We start from the raw sequence: 14,536 nt of genomic DNA on the forward strand, positions 1-14,536 counted from the left end.
GGTCTTCGACCGGGAATGGGGCGCCTGTCGAACCTTGCGACACACAGAATGACTGCGCGGATGATCTCGCCGGGGGAATTTCCGAAATGAGTATTTCCATACTATTGCTTATCGTCGCCGTGATCGGCGTGGCGGGCTATCTGGCGGGCAGCTGGCGCGCCAATGCGCTTGCCGGCGGCAAGTCCTCCAGCCTGCATTCGCGGCCGGGCTACTACGGCGCCTTCGTCGCCATCTGGTCCATGCTGCCGGCGGTCATCGTACTGCTGGTCTGGATCATCGCGAGCCCGATCTATATCGGCTCGACCGTCCGCGCCGGCTTCCCCGACGAGGTGAAGGCCGAGCCGCAGGCGACGCAGAACCTCAACTACAACATGATCGGCGCCATCGCCCGCGGCTTCAGGCTGCTTTCGGTGGAAGAGCGCCAGGCGGTGTTCGCCGACGCCGCGACCGCCCGCACGGTGCTCGCCGGCAAGGGCGTGCCGCTGGCGGCCGATCCCGCGCCCTACATGCTGAAGTCCGCCGACGACCTCAACCGCATGACCACGACCAGCAGCACCATCCTGTCGGCCCTCGTCATGCTTTCGGCCCTTGTCGGCGCCGTCCTCTCCTACCGCGCCATCGCGCCGCGTTTCCGCGCCCGCAATCGCGTCGAGGGCGTGATGCTGGCGGCCCTGATCGGCGCCTCCTCCATCGCCATCCTGACGACGATCGGCATCGTCGCCTCGATGCTGACGGAGGCCACCCACTTCTTCAACATGGTTCCGGCCTGGGAGTTCTTCTTCGGCACGGTCTGGGATCCGCGCTTCGCCGCGGCGGGCGCGACGGCCTCCTCCGGCCAGTTCGGCCTGCTTCCGCTGCTCGCCGGCACGCTCTATATCGGCTTCGTCGCCATGCTGGTCGCCGTGCCGGTCGGCCTCTTCGCCGCCATCTACATGTCGGAATATGCCTCGCGCACCGTCCGCTCGGTCGCAAAGCCCCTGCTCGAAGTGCTCGCCGGCATCCCGACCATCGTCTACGGCTTCTTCGCCCTCATCACGGTCGGCCCGTTCCTGCGCGATATCTCCGCCCAGCTCAACGGCCTCGTCACGGGCAATTACTCGAACTTCATCCAGGCGCAGAGCGTCCTGACCGCCGGCTTCGTCATGGGCATCATGCTGATCCCCTACGTCTCCTCGCTGTCGGACGACATCATCACCGCCGTGCCGCGGGCGCTGCGTGACGGCTCGCTCGGCCTCGGCGCCACGCGCTCCGAAACGATCAAGCGCGTCATCCTGCCGGCGGCCCTGCCGGGCATCGTCGGCGCGCTGCTGATGACCGCCTCGCGCGCCATCGGCGAGACCATGATCGTGGTGCTCGCCGCGGGCGTCGCCGCCCGCATGCAGCTCAATCCCTTCGAGCCGATGACGACGGTGACGGTCAAGATCGTCAACCAGCTGACGGGCGACCTCGAATTCACCTCGCCGCAGACGCTGGTGGCCTTCGCGCTCGGCATCACGCTCTTCGTCATCACGCTTTGCCTCAACATCTACGCCCTTTACATCGTGCGCAAATACCGGGAGCAGTACGAATGAGCCAGGTCTCCCCCATGTCCTCCACGAGCCCCGCCATCGGCATCTCCGCCGCGCCCGAACGCCGCGATATCGGCCTTCGTCGCCGCTATGCCGCCGAACGCCGCTTCCGCCTCTTCGGCATGGCCGCCATCGGTTTCGGCCTGCTCTTCCTCTTCCTCCTGCTGTTCTCAGTGGTCTCCAAAGGCTACACGGCGTTCCAGCAGTCGATGATCACGATCCCGGTCGAGTTCTCCGAACAGATCATCGACAAGAACAACGAGCGCGCCACGAACCCGCAGAAGCTGGTCTCGGCCAATTACCCGGTCGTCGCCCGCAATGCGCTCGCCAAGGTCCTCGGCGTCAGCGAGGACGACCGCGCCGGCCTGAAGGCCGTCAACGGCATGATCTCGGACAGCGTCCGCGTCCAGTTCCGCAACCTCGTCACCGCCGATCCTTCCATCATCGGCACGACGCAGACCGTGACCTTCCTCGCCCACGGCGATCTCGACTCTGCCTTCAAGGGCCAGATCGACCTCTCCGTGCCGGAAAACAACCGCAAGGTCTCCGACAAGCAGGTCGGCTGGATGAACACGCTTGCCGAAAGCGGCGCGCTCTCCAAGCACTTCAACACCGGCCTCTTCGTTAACGGCGCATCGAGCCGTCCGGAAGCCGCCGGCGTCGGCGTCGCACTCGTCGGCTCGCTCTACATGATGCTGATCGTGCTCGTGCTGTCGCTGCCCATCGGCGTCGCCGCCTCGATCTATCTGGAAGAGTTCGCCCCGAAGAACCGCTTCACGGACCTCATCGAGGTGAACATCAACAACCTCGCGGCCGTGCCCTCCATCGTCTACGGTCTGCTGGGCCTTGCCGTCTTCGTCAACTTCGCGGGCTTCCCGCGCTCGGCGGCCCTCGTCGGCGGCCTGGTGCTGACGCTGATGACGCTGCCGACGATCATCATCGCGACCCGCGCGGCGCTGAAGGCCGTGCCCCCGTCGATTCGCTCGGCGGCGCTGGGCCTCGGCGCCTCGAAGATGCAGACCGTGTTCCACCACGTCCTGCCGCTCGCCATGCCCGGCATCCTGACGGGCACGATCATCGGCCTTGCCCACGCGCTGGGCGAGACCGCGCCGCTCCTCCTCATCGGCATGGTCGCCTTCGTCGCCGACGTCCCGGCAACGCCCCTCGATCCGTCGACGGCGCTTCCGGTGCAGATCTACATGTGGGCGAACGAGGCCGAGCGCGCCTTCGTGGAGCGCACGTCGGGAGCCATCATCGTGCTCCTCATCTTCCTCATCCTCATGAACGTCGGCGCCATCCTGCTGCGCCGCCGCTTCGAACGGCGCTGGTAGAAGGACCGATCCTATGAACATGATGTCAGAAGCAGCAGTCGAGAAAGCGCTGGACAAGAAAATGAACGACATTTCCTACAAGATGATCGGCAAGGACGTCTCGGTCTATTACGGCGAGAAGCGCGCCCTCTACGACGTCAACCTCAATGTCCGCGAGAACACCGTGACCGCCCTCATCGGCCCGTCGGGCTGCGGCAAGTCGACGTTCCTGCGCACGCTGAACCGCATGAACGATACCATCGACGGCTGCCGCGTCACCGGCCGCATCACGCTCGACACGGACGATATCTACGATCCGAACATCGACGTGGTGGAGCTGCGCGCGCGCGTCGGCATGGTCTTCCAGAAGCCGAACCCGTTCCCGAAGTCGATCTACGAGAACGTCGCCTACGGCCCGCGCATCCACGGCCTTGCGAAAGCCAAGGCCGACATGGACGCCATCGTCGAGCAGAGCCTCCAGAAGGCGGGTCTGTGGAACGAAGTGAAGGATCGCCTGCATGAAAGCGGCACCGGCCTTTCCGGCGGCCAGCAGCAGCGCCTGTGCATCGCCCGCGCCGTCGCCGTCAGCCCGGAAGTCATCCTGATGGACGAGCCCTGCTCGGCGCTCGACCCCATCGCGACCGCCAAGGTCGAGGAGCTGATCCACGAGCTGCGCGCCAACTTCACCATCGTCATCGTGACGCACTCCATGCAGCAGGCGGCCCGCGTCTCGCAGCGCACCGCCATGTTCCACCTCGGCAACCTCGTCGAGGAGAACGACACCGACAAGATGTTCACCAACCCGGACGACCAGCGCACGCAGGACTACATCATGGGCCGCTTCGGCTGACGTTCTTGTCGCCAAAGCCCCGAATGTCCGCGCGCATCAAGGATAAAGCCATGACATCGACCCATATCGTCTCGATCTATGACGAAGAACTGAAGTACCTCTCCCGCCGCATCTCCGAGATGGGCGGCACCGCCGAGCAGATGGTGTCCGAATCCGTCCGCGCCCTCGTCACCGCGGATGCGGCGCTGGCCCAGAAGGTCATCTCGGAAGACGTGATCCTCGACAATGCCGAGCGCCAGATCAACGAGAAGGCCATCGTCACCATCGCCAAGCGCCAGCCGATGGCGGCGGACCTGCGCGAGATCATGGGCACGATCCGCATCGCGGCCGAGCTGGAGCGCGTCGGCGACCTCGGCAAGAACACCGCCAAGCGCGTCATCGCCGTGCAGAGCTCGGGCATGCCCCGCAAGCTCGCCCGCGGCCTGGAGCACCTGGCCGAGCTCGCCCTGATGCAGCTCAAGGAAGTGCTCGACGTCTTCGCCACCCGCTCGGTGGACAAGGCCAAGGCCATCCGCGAGCGCGACGACGAGATCGACGCGATCTACACCTCGCTGTTCCGCGAACTCCTGACCTACATGATGGAAGACCCGCGCAACATCACGCCCTGCACCCATCTCCTGTTCTGCGCCAAGAACATCGAGCGCATCGGTGACCACGCGACCAACATCGCCGAAACCATCTATTACATGGCGACCGGCTCGCAGCCGGAAGGCGAGCGTCCGAAGGACGATACCTCGACCTCCGTCGTTGCCGCCGACGTTGCCGACGCCTCCGAGTAAGCGAGTAGGGTTCGATACATGGTGCCCAGAATAGCCGTCGTCGAAGACGAGGAGGCGCTCAGCGTCCTCCTGCGCTACAACCTCGAAGCCGAGGGCTTCGAGGTCGACACGATCCTCTCCGGCGACGAGGCCGAGATGCGTCTGCAGGAGCGCATGCCGGACCTTCTCATCCTCGACTGGATGCTGCCCGGCGTTTCCGGCATCGAGCTCTGCCGGCGCCTGCGCCAGCGGCCCGAGACCGAGCGCCTGCCGATCATCATGCTGACGGCGCGCGGCGAGGAGAGCGAGCGCGTGCGCGGCCTTGCCACCGGCGCGGACGACTATGTGGTGAAGCCCTTCTCGACGCCGGAGCTGGTCGCCCGCGTGCGCGCCATGCTGCGCAGGGCCAAGCCCGAGGTCGTCTCGACGGTGCTGCGCTGCGGCGACATCGAGCTCGACCGCGACACGCACCGCGTCCACCGCCGCACCCGCGAAGTCCGCCTCGGCCCGACGGAATTCCGCCTCCTGGAATTCCTGATGACGTCGCCCGGCCGCGTCTTCTCGCGCTCGCAGCTCCTTGACGGCGTCTGGGGCCACGACATCTATGTCGACGAGCGTACCGTCGACGTCCATGTCGGCCGCCTGCGCAAGGCGCTCAACTTCGCCAATATGCAGGATGTCATCCGCACGGTCCGCGGTGCCGGCTACTCGCTGGAAACCTGACCGGACGAACTTCCTCCCAAGGACGGAAATGGGCCCTTCGGGGCCTGTTTGCGTTTAGGAGGCTTCCGGCCAGCGCTTCTGGCAAACCCGAAACCCTCTCCTTCATGCTCCGGCCCGTCCCGAGCATCTGCAACGTTTCTGTTTTCCGATGCGTTGGCAGATCCTCGGCACAAGGCCGAGGACGACGTTGACGGAGGAGCGAGGGCCGTCAACAAAAAGGCCGGCGTTTCCGCCGGCCTCTTTTTCTTCATTCCTGTCGCCAGGTCTCAGAACTCTTCCCAGTCATCCTGCGCGAGCGCCGTGTTGCCGGCGACCTGCGGGATGGCGCGGGCCGCGCTGCGCGGGGCCTGGTAGGCGGCACGCTGCGGCTGGGCCTGCGGGCGCATGGCCTGCTGGACCGGCTGCTGGGCGGCCATGGCCGCGGCGCCGGCGCGGAAGCGGGCGACAAGCGCCTTCAGCGTCTGCGCCTCGTCGTTGAGCGCCATCGAGGCGGCGGTGGTTTCCTCCACCATCGCGGCGTTCTGCTGCGTGACCTGGTCCATCTGGTTGACGGCCGAGTTGATCTCCTTGAGGCCGACGGCCTGCTCGGAGGCCGAGGACGAGATCTGGCGGATGAGGCCGTTGATCTGGATGACCTGCTCGGCGATGTTCTCCAGCGCGCCGCCGGCCTTGCCGACGAGATCGACACCCTCGCGGACCTGCACCTCGGAGGTGTTGATCAGTGTCTTGATCTCCTTGGCGGCATTGGCCGAGCGCTGGGCGAGTTCACGCACTTCCTGGGCGACGACCGCGAAGCCCTTGCCGGCTTCGCCGGCACGCGCCGCTTCCACGCCCGCATTGAGCGCAAGAAGGTTGGTCTGGAAGGCGATGTCGTCGATGACGCCGATGATGTTGGAGATCTCGTGCGAGGAGCTTTCGATGCCGCGCATGGCGTCGATCGCCTTCTGCACCACTTCGCCGGACTTGCTGGCGTCGTTGCTGGCCGTATCGACGGACTTGGCGGCGACGCGGGCGTTCTCGGCGCTGGAATTGACCTGCGAGGTCAATTCGTCGAGCGCCGCGGCGGTCTCCTCCAGGCTGGCCGCCTGCTGCTCGGTGCGGTGCGAAAGGTCGGCCGCGCCCTTGGAGATCTCGCTCGTGCCGCCGCCGATATTGCCGACCGAGGCGTTGACCGTCTGGATCGTCTCCTCGAGGCTGGCGATGGCCGAGTTGAAATCGGTCTTGAGCTTGCCGTACTCGCCCGGGAAGTCGCCGGAAAGACGGAAGGTCAGGTTGCCGGACGAAAGCTGGGCGAGGCCGTCGCCGAGACGGGCGACGATGTCGCGCTGCAGGGCGCTTGCCTCAGTGCGCTCGGCTTCCGAACGGTTGCGTTCGGCTTCGGTGAGCTGGCGCTGGTTGGTGGCTTCGGCTTCGAGGCGCTTGGTATCGGCGAGCTGGTGGCGGAAGCCTTCGAGGGCCTTTGCTACCGAACCCGTCTCGTCCGAGCGCTGCTGGCCGGAGACCGGCTGCGTATAGACGCCGTCGCTGAGCGTCGCGACGTCGCTGACGAGGCCGGCGAGCGGCTTCTGCACGAAGAAGCGCACGGCGAAATAGAGGCCGGCCAGCACGGCGCCGAGCACGAGGAGGCCGCCGACGATCATCATCGTGGTCTGTTCGTGGATCGGGGCGGTGATTGCCGCGCGCGGCACGTCGACGAGGACGACCCAGCTCGTGTTGATGTCCGGCAGGGCGAAGGGATAGACGACGCGGTCGAAGGCGGAAAGCTCGCCGAAGGAAAGGTTCTCGACGCGGCCGGCCTCGCCGCTGGCGAGCGCCTTCTTGACGACATCGAGGCCCTCGCCGTCATATTCCTTCATCAGGAGGTCTTCGGTGGGGGCGACGATCCATTTGCCGGTCTGGGAGAGGAGCAGCACGCGGCCTTCGCCGAAGGGCTTGAGCTTGCTGAGCTTGTCGTAGAGCGTCTTCAGCGAGACGTCGATGCCGGTGACGCCGATGCGCTTGCCGCCGGAGACGACCGGGAAGGCGATCGAGGCCATGGTGAAGCCTTCACCGGTGGAGCTTTCCTTGTAGGGCTGGCTCATCGCGCCCTTGCCGCTGCCGGCGGCGAGTGCATACCACTCGGCCTTGTAGTCGGATTCGAAGGTGGAGAGCGTGATCGAGCCGTCCTTGCGCTTCGTCCAGTAGGGGTTGAACGAGCCGTCCTTGAAGGTGCCGGTCGCCAGATCCTCGGCCGTCTCGCGCGACTTGCCGTCGAAGGCATTCGGCTCCTCGGCGAACCAGCTTCCGAGCGCGAAGCTGTTCTTCTCCGCATTCGCCTTGATGATGTCGACGACTTCCTTGCGGTCGAAATGCCCGCCGGAATGGCCTTGCTCGATCACACCGGCCATGGAGCGCGCGGCGCTCGCGAGCTGGCCGATATCGGTCGCGATGTCGGATGCGATCGCCTTGGCCTCCGTATCGGCCTCCGAATAGACGAGATCGGCGACGCGGTTCTGGGACTGGCTGATGAGAACGGTATTGGACGCGAGCATGACGAGGGCAATCGTGCCGCCCGTGACCGCGATGAGCTTCGTCGCAAGCGACTTGGCCTGGAACTTGAACATGAAATCCTCACGATGGGATATGTCCGCGGCCGCCGGCCGCGAAGGGGGCACACTCGATTGCGGGGTCTCCATCATGGAGTGCGGGGCGCGCGACCAGCGCCAGAGACGGTCCGGCCTGTCGAAGGCGGCATCTGGTGATTTCAGTAACCGGTAGAATATTAATAAAAAGCCAAGTTTCGAGGCTTCGAACTGCGCCGACAGGCTGAATTTTCAGGCGTCGCGGCAAAATGCGACGCCTGATATAGGCTCGGCGAAACCGACTGACGCGGCGGTTGTGCCGCCCGTCAGACCATCGCGTCGACGGCGGAGGCGAAGGGAATGGAGGGCTGCGCTCCGGGCTTGAGGCAGGCGAGCGAGCCGGCGACCGCTGCGCGGCGCAGCGCATCCTTGAAGGCAAGGCCGGCATCGAGCGAGGCGGCGAGATAGCCGCAGAACGTATCGCCCGCCCCGACGGTGTCGACGGGCTCGATCTTGAGGCCCATCGCGCGGAAGATCTCGTTCTTGCGGATGGCGACGACACCGTCGGCGCCGAGCGTCACGATGATCGTCTGGCCGCTCTCGGCATGCAGGCGCCGCATGGTCGCCTCGCGCTCTTCGTCCGAAAGCTCGCCCTTGCCGACGAAGAGGTCGAACTCCGTCTCGTTGGCGACTAGGATGTCGGCCATCGCGCCGAGCGTCTTGGTGGCGGCGCTGAACGGGGCGATGTTGACGATGGAGATGACGCCCTTCTGCCTGGCGGCGGCGAGCGCGGCCTCGATGGAGGTGTTGGGGATCTCGAATTGCAGCATCAGATAGTCGCCGCGCGTCATCGCGCCGACCGCGCGGCGTGCATCCTCCTCGCTGACGGTGCCGTTGGCGCCCGGCACGACGACGATGACATTCTCGCCGTCGCCCTCGGCCACGAGGATATGGGCGGTGCCGGTCGCTTCCGCCGCCGAGCGCACGGCATTGAGATCGACGGCGGCGTCGGCGAGGAGGGCGAGCGCCTGGCTCCCCAGCCGGTCGTCGCCGACGGCGCCGGCCATGCGCACCATGGAGCCGGCGCGGCGGGCGGCGAGTGCCTGGTTGGCGCCCTTGCCGCCGGCGGCGGTGGTGAAGCTGGTGCCCATCACCGTCTCGCCCGGTTTCGGCAGGCGTTCAGGCGTTGCGATGAGGTCCATGTTGATGGAACCGAGAACGGTGATCATGAGAGCTGCCCCTTGTCGTTTCCGCCGGACACTGCCCGAGGCGGTCAGTCCTCGTCAACTACCCTCAGCCGCAACTGGCCCGTCCGGCTCTCCGCCGCCTTCTCCCGTTCGTGCGAAAGCTCCGAAACGGTCTCGAATTCGAGATCGCCGATGCGCGCCCCACGCCGTGCAAGCTTCTCCGTGGACGTCAGAATCAGGTCCACGTCCTTCTGCGCGGAGGTGAAATGGCCATGCAGCTTGCGCACCCGGTCGTCGAGCCGCGTCAAATCGTCCATCAGCCGCGCGACTTCGCCCTGGATGACATGCGCCTGCTCGCGCATCCGCTGGTCCTTGAGCAGCGCCTGCAGCACCTGCACGGAAAGCATCAGCAGCGAGGGCGAGACGATGACGATGCGGGCGCGGTGCGCGCGCTGCACGACGGGCTCGAAATTCTCGTGGATGCTGGCGAAGATCGATTCCGAGGGCACGAAGAGGAAGGCGGTGTCCTGCGTTTCGCCGGCAAGGAGGTATTTTTCCGAGATGTCCCGGATATGCACCTCCATGTCGCGGCGGAACTGCTGGGCGGCGATCTTCGCGGCCTCGGGCGAGCGCCCGTCCGACATGGCGTTCCATGCCTCCAGCGGGAACTTGGCGTCGACGACGAGCGGCGGCTGGCCGTTCGGCATGCGGATGGTGCAATCGGGGCGAACGCCGTTGGAAAGCTGGGCCTGGAACTGGTAGGCGCCGGGCGGCATGGCGTCGGCGATGATCGTCTCCATGCGCGACTGGCCGAAGGCGCCGCGCGTCTGCTTGTTGGAGAGAATGGCCTGCAGTCCGACCACGTCCTTGGCCAGTGACTGGATGTTCGTCTGGGCATTGTCGATCACCGCCAGCCGCTCCTGCAGGCGGCGCAGGTTCTCGTGCGTCGCCCGGGTCTGCTCGGAGATCGACTGACCGAGCCGCTGCGTCAGCCCGTCGAGCCGGCTGTTGATCGCCTGGTTCGTCTCGGCCTGTTTGCTGCCGAACACCTCCGCCATGGCGGCGACGCGCCCCTGCATCTCGGTCTGCGCCTTCATGAGTTCGGAAAAGCGTAAGTCCGCCATCGCCGCCGCCTCCCGCTGGCGCGCCTGGCTGCGGCGTGCGGAAAGGAGGCCGAAGGCCGCCAGCAGCACGGCCGCAAGCAGCACCAGGGCCGGGCCGGGGCCGCCGAGCCGGTGGAGGAAGGAGGAGACGAGCGTGTCGAAGGCGGGATCGATCATGCCGCGACCATAGCACGGATTGCGGCGGAAAACAGATCATAACGTGAACAAATCGCGCAGGGCTCGGGCGAAGTCGATTGAAAGCGCAAAAAAACCGCGCTAAGGGAGGCACATGACCATCAAGCCGCTGATTATCCTTCCCGATCCGATCCTCCGCCAGGTTTCCAGGCCCATCGAAACCATCGACGGCGAGGTGAAGAAGCTCGCCGACGACATGCTGGAGACCATGTACGATGCCCCCGGCATTGGCCTTGCCGCCATCCAGATCGGCGTCGCGCGCCGCATGCTCGTGCTGGACGTCTCGAAGGACGGCGAGGACAAGAAGCCGCTCGTCTTCATCAACCCGGAGATCGTCACCGCGTCGGATGCGCGGTCGGTCTATGAAGAGGGCTGCCTGTCGATCCCGGATTATTATGCCGAGGTCGAGCGCCCGGCGTCGATCACCGTCCGGCACCTCGACCGCGAGGGCAAGGAGCAGGTGACGGAGGCCGAGGGCCTGCTGGCGACCTGCCTCCAGCACGAGATCGACCACCTCAATGGCGTGCTGTTCATCGACCATATTTCCAAGCTGAAGCGCGAGATGGTGATCCGCAAGTTCACCAAGGCGGCCAAGATGCGCGGCAGCAAGGCGCTCTGAGGCGGCGAGCCGCCCCGCACTCTTTTCACGGAGGCTGACCGATGGCCCTTCGCATCATCTTCATGGGCACGCCGGATTTCTCCGTCCCGACGCTGGAGGCGCTTGCCGATGCGGGCCACGAGATCGTCGCGGTCTATTCGCAGCCGCCGCGCCCGGCCGGCCGCCGCGGCCTCGAACTGGTGAAGTCGCCGGTGCACCAGGCGGCCGAGCGGCGCGGCATTCCCGTCTTCACGCCCGTCAATTTCCGCGCGGAAGAGGACCGCGAAGCCTTCCGCGCCCACGGAGCGGATGTCGCGGTCGTCGTTGCCTATGGCCTGCTGCTGCCGGAAGCGATCCTCACCGGCACGCACCTCGGCTGCTATAACGGCCATGCCTCGCTCCTGCCGCGCTGGCGCGGGGCGGCGCCCATCCAGCGGGCGATCATGGCGGGCGACGCCGAGACCGGCATGATGGTGATGAAGATGGGCAAGGGCCTCGATACCGGCCCCGTCGCGCTCACCCGCCGCGTTGCCATAGGCGAAAACATGACGGCTGGCGCGCTGCACGATGCCTTGATGCAGACGGGCGGCGTGCTGATGGCCGAGGCCATGGGCAGGCTGGAGGCTGGCGACCTGCCGCTGACGCCGCAGGCCGAGGAGGGCGTGCTCTACGCCGCCAAGATCGACAAGGCCGAAACCCGTATCGACTTTTCGAAGCCGGCTAAGGATGTGCACAATCATATCCGCGGTCTCTCGCCCTTCCCCGGCGCATGGTTCGAACTGCCGATTGCCGGCAAGCAGGAGCGCGTGAAGGTGCTGGCGAGCGAGCGGGCGGGTGACGGCGTGTCGAAGCCCGCCGGCACGGTCCTGGACGACCGGCTGACGATTGCCTGCGGGCAGGGCGCGGTGCGCCTCGTACGTCTGCAGAAGGCGGGCGGCAAGCCGCTCGACGCGGCGGAGTTCCTCCGCGGTACGCCGGTTTCGGCCGGCGAGGTGCTGGGCTGATGCCGCGCTACCGGCTTCGCATCGAATATGACGGCACGCCCTATGTCGGCTGGCAGCGGCAGGAGAACGGTCATTCCGTACAGGGCGCCATCGAGGCGGCGATCCTGTCGCTGACAGGCGAGGCGGTCTCGATCCGCGGCGCGGGCCGCACGGATTCCGGTGTCCATGCCATGGGGCAGGTCGCCCATGCCGATCTTTCGCGGCACTGGAAGGAGCACACGCTGAGGAACGCCCTCAACGCGCATCTTGGCATGGCCGGCGAGCGCGTCGCGATCCTCGATGCTGCCGAAGTGCCGGACGATTTCGATGCGCGCTTCTCCGCGAAGAAGCGGCATTATCTCTATCGCATCGTCTCGCGCCGCGCGCCCCTGGCGCTGGAGGCGAACCGGGCATGGTTCGTCGCAAAGGAACTGGATCATGAGGCCATGCATGCGGCGGGACAGATGCTCGTCGGCAAGCATGACTTCACCACTTTCCGCGCCGCCCAGTGCCAGGCGAACAGCCCTGTGCGCACCATCGACCGGCTGGAGGTGACGCGCAGCGGCGAACTGATCGAGATGCGCGTCTCGGCGCAGAGCTTCCTGCATAACCAGATCCGTTCCTTCGCCGGCACGCTGAAGCTGGCGGGCGAGGGCAAGTGGACGGTGGAGGACGTGCGTGCCGCGCTGGAAGCGCGCGACCGCAAGGCCTGCGGCCCCGTGGCGCCGCCGGACGGGCTTTACTTCATGGCCGTGGATTACTGAGCCGTCTGGAGCGTTTCCGCTTTTCCGGGAATCGCGAAATCGCTCTAGCTATTTGCTTCAACGCAATTCCGGACGCAAAACCGCTGCGCACTTTTGCTGGAATTGCTCTAGCCGGGCAGTGTGCCGAGAACGCGCTGCAATTCCTGCGCGACGATCATCGGCGGCAGCACGTAGATCGCTGTGATCGCCGCCGCCAGCAGGTTCTGCTTGCCGACGCACATCCAGACGAGGCGGAACTGCAGCATGACGCTCGCGCCGAACACGGCGTAAAGGAGCAGGCCGGCAAGAAGCACGCTTTGCGGCAGGATCAGCGACAGCGCGACAGGCAGCGCCATGGCATAGGCGAAGGGCACGGAAATCCAGTTGCTCGCCGTCACCACGGTCGCAAGATGCTTGCCGTAGCCGAGCGGGCGCGCCAGCGCGAGAAGGAGCACGAGCGGCATCAGCCAGCCCGTGATCTCGATCAGCAGCACCTTGCTCAGGAAGCCGAGGCCGGCGGTCGTGCCCGCCGGCATGCCGGCGAGGTAGTAGAGCCGCCAGGAGGCCCAGATGACGGCGAAGGCCGGCAGGCACCAGACGAAGGCCCAGAAGGAGCGGGCGAGCCCGCGGGAGGTCAGGTCCAGCCAGCCGAACCCCTCCTGCTTCTGCTTCAGCAGCAGGTAGATGCCGTTGAGGTAGTAGAGGACCTCGTCAAGACCGGGCATCGCCGAACCAGCGCGCGATGAAGGTCTCGTAGATCACGGTCAGCGTCTCGAGATCGGCGACCGCCACCCGCTCGTCCACCATATGCATGGTCTGGCCGACGAGGCCGAATTCCACGACCGGGCAATAGTCCTTGATGAAGCGCGCATCGGAGGTGCCGCCCGTCGTCGAGAGCTTCGGTGCACGGCCGGTCACGGCCTCGACGGCGCCCGACAGCGAGGCGATGAGCTGGTTGTTGCGCGTCAGGAAGACATGGCTCGGCCGCTCGGCCCATTTGATGTCGTAGCGCACGGGCGCGCGGCCGGGCCGGAGCTTCTCGTCCCGCGCGGCGGCGTCGAGCCGGCGCACGATCTCGGCCATCACCGTCTCGGCGGTCCAGGCGTCGTTGAAGCGGATGTTGAAGCTGGCGCTCGCCTCGGCCGGCACGACGTTGGTGGCGCGGTTGCCGACGTCGATGGTCGTCACTTCGAGGTTCGACGGCTGGAAGTTCTCCGTGCCGGCGTCGAAGGGCGGGTGCATCAGCGCGTCGGTGAGCGCGATCACGCCGCGCACCGCATTGTCGGCAAGGTGCGGATAGGCGGCGTGGCCCTGCACGCCACGCACGGTGAGCGTGCCGGAGACGGAACCGCGCCGGCCGATCTTGATCATGTCGCCGAGCTGGTCCGGATTGGTCGGCTCGCCGACGAGGCAGGCATCCCAGCGCTCGCCGCGCTCGGCCGCCCATTGCAGCAGCTTGGTGGTGCCGTTGACGGCCGGGCCTTCCTCGTCGCCGGTGATGAGGAAGGAGACGGAGCCTTTCGGCGGGCCGTTTCTCTCGATGTGGCGCGCGACGGCGGCGACGAAGCAGGCGATGCCGCCCTTCATGTCGACGGCGCCGCGGCCGAACATCTCGCCGCCGGAAATCTCCGCGCCGAACGGGTCATGCGTCCAGGCGGCCGCATCGCCGACCGGCACCACGTCCGTATGGCCGGCGAACATCAGGTGCGGGCCCTCGGTGCCGATGCGGGCATAGAGGTTCTCGATATCGGGCATGCCGGGCTCGCTGGCGACCATGCGCTCCACCGTGAAGCCGAGCGGCTCCAGCATGGCGGCAAGCACCGTCAGCGCGCCGCCTTCGGCCGGCGTCACCGAAGGGCAGCGGATGAGGGTTGCGAGATTTTCGATCGGGTCGGCGGAGGTCATGGGCATGCGTCACGGCACCTGAAAGGGAGAGAATCGAGGTGTAGCCGATCGT

13 protein-coding genes are annotated in these 14,536 nt (G+C 66.3%); 8 read left to right on the plus strand and 5 right to left on the minus strand.

Going from position 1 to position 14,536, the window contains the following annotated elements; translation table 11 throughout:
• The first annotated feature begins 86 nt into the window (after window positions 1-86).
• The 5 genes from pstC to phoB are packed head-to-tail and all read left to right on the plus strand — an operon-like array spanning window position 87 to window position 5,209.
• Window positions 87-1,571 carry a phosphate ABC transporter permease subunit PstC gene (gene pstC, locus ShzoTeo12_RS00305; RefSeq protein ID WP_318910756.1) on the plus strand — a complete coding sequence of 495 codons (1,485 nt, stop codon included), beginning with the start codon at window positions 87-89 and terminating at the stop codon, window positions 1,569-1,571.
• Entirely contained in the window at window positions 1,568-2,899 is a 1,332-nt protein-coding gene (gene pstA, locus ShzoTeo12_RS00310) for a phosphate ABC transporter permease PstA (protein ID WP_413251108.1), read from the plus strand. Before pstC ends, pstA begins: the two co-directional genes overlap by 4 nt.
• Window positions 2,900-2,912: 13 nt before the next feature.
• Window positions 2,913-3,728: a phosphate ABC transporter ATP-binding protein PstB gene (gene pstB / locus ShzoTeo12_RS00315; RefSeq protein WP_119257453.1), complete on the plus strand. Its 816-nt coding sequence runs from the start codon at window positions 2,913-2,915 to the stop codon at window positions 3,726-3,728.
• A 50-nt stretch (window positions 3,729-3,778) separates the two neighbouring features.
• Window positions 3,779-4,507, plus strand: a complete 729-nt coding sequence (gene phoU / locus ShzoTeo12_RS00320; protein WP_119257508.1) for a phosphate signaling complex protein PhoU — start codon at window positions 3,779-3,781, stop codon at window positions 4,505-4,507.
• 18 nt (window positions 4,508-4,525) lie between these two features.
• Window positions 4,526-5,209, plus strand: coding sequence for a phosphate regulon transcriptional regulator PhoB (gene phoB, locus ShzoTeo12_RS00325; protein ID WP_119257454.1), 684 nt, complete (start codon window positions 4,526-4,528; stop codon window positions 5,207-5,209).
• A 266-nt stretch (window positions 5,210-5,475) separates the two neighbouring features.
• Here phoB and ShzoTeo12_RS00330 read toward each other — a convergent pair whose 3' ends face one another.
• From ShzoTeo12_RS00330 to ShzoTeo12_RS00340, 3 genes are all read right to left on the minus strand, one after another.
• Entirely contained in the window at window positions 5,476-7,812 is a 2,337-nt protein-coding gene (locus ShzoTeo12_RS00330) for a methyl-accepting chemotaxis protein (protein WP_318910757.1), read from the minus strand.
• A gap of 284 nt (window positions 7,813-8,096) precedes the next feature.
• Window positions 8,097-8,999: a ribokinase gene (locus ShzoTeo12_RS00335; RefSeq protein WP_318910758.1), complete on the minus strand. Its 903-nt coding sequence runs from the start codon at window positions 8,997-8,999 to the stop codon at window positions 8,097-8,099.
• A 44-nt stretch (window positions 9,000-9,043) separates the two neighbouring features.
• On the minus strand, window positions 9,044-10,237 hold the full coding sequence (locus ShzoTeo12_RS00340; RefSeq protein ID WP_119257457.1) for a DNA recombination protein RmuC: 1,194 nt from the start codon (window positions 10,235-10,237) through the stop codon (window positions 9,044-9,046).
• A 112-nt stretch (window positions 10,238-10,349) separates the two neighbouring features.
• Between ShzoTeo12_RS00340 and def the strand changes: the two genes are divergently transcribed.
• From def to truA, 3 genes are read left to right on the plus strand one after another with little or no spacing between them, the layout of a single operon-like run.
• Window positions 10,350-10,874 carry a peptide deformylase gene (gene def / locus ShzoTeo12_RS00345; RefSeq protein WP_119257458.1) on the plus strand — a complete coding sequence of 175 codons (525 nt, stop codon included), beginning with the start codon at window positions 10,350-10,352 and terminating at the stop codon, window positions 10,872-10,874.
• Window positions 10,875-10,915: 41 nt separating this feature from the next.
• Window positions 10,916-11,857, plus strand: coding sequence for a methionyl-tRNA formyltransferase (gene fmt, locus ShzoTeo12_RS00350; RefSeq protein WP_318910759.1), 942 nt, complete (start codon window positions 10,916-10,918; stop codon window positions 11,855-11,857).
• Window positions 11,857-12,600, plus strand: a complete 744-nt coding sequence (gene truA, locus ShzoTeo12_RS00355) for a tRNA pseudouridine(38-40) synthase TruA (RefSeq protein WP_318910760.1) — start codon at window positions 11,857-11,859, stop codon at window positions 12,598-12,600. Before fmt ends, truA begins: the two co-directional genes overlap by 1 nt.
• Before the next feature lie 107 nt (window positions 12,601-12,707).
• Here the strand turns inward: truA and ShzoTeo12_RS00360 are convergent, their stop codons facing one another.
• Window positions 12,708-13,304 carry a hypothetical protein gene (locus ShzoTeo12_RS00360; RefSeq protein WP_318910761.1) on the minus strand — a complete coding sequence of 199 codons (597 nt, stop codon included), beginning with the start codon at window positions 13,302-13,304 and terminating at the stop codon, window positions 12,708-12,710.
• The gene (dapE, locus tag ShzoTeo12_RS00365; protein ID WP_318912473.1) at window positions 13,291-14,484 is read right to left on the minus strand and encodes a succinyl-diaminopimelate desuccinylase; all 1,194 of its coding nucleotides are present in this window, start codon (window positions 14,482-14,484) and stop codon (window positions 13,291-13,293) included. Before dapE ends, ShzoTeo12_RS00360 begins: the two co-directional genes overlap by 14 nt.
• Window positions 14,485-14,536 lie beyond the last annotated feature (52 nt).

It is taken from the genome of Shinella zoogloeoides (genome assembly GCF_033705735.1).
Lineage (GTDB): Bacteria > Pseudomonadota > Alphaproteobacteria > Rhizobiales > Rhizobiaceae > Shinella > Shinella zoogloeoides_A.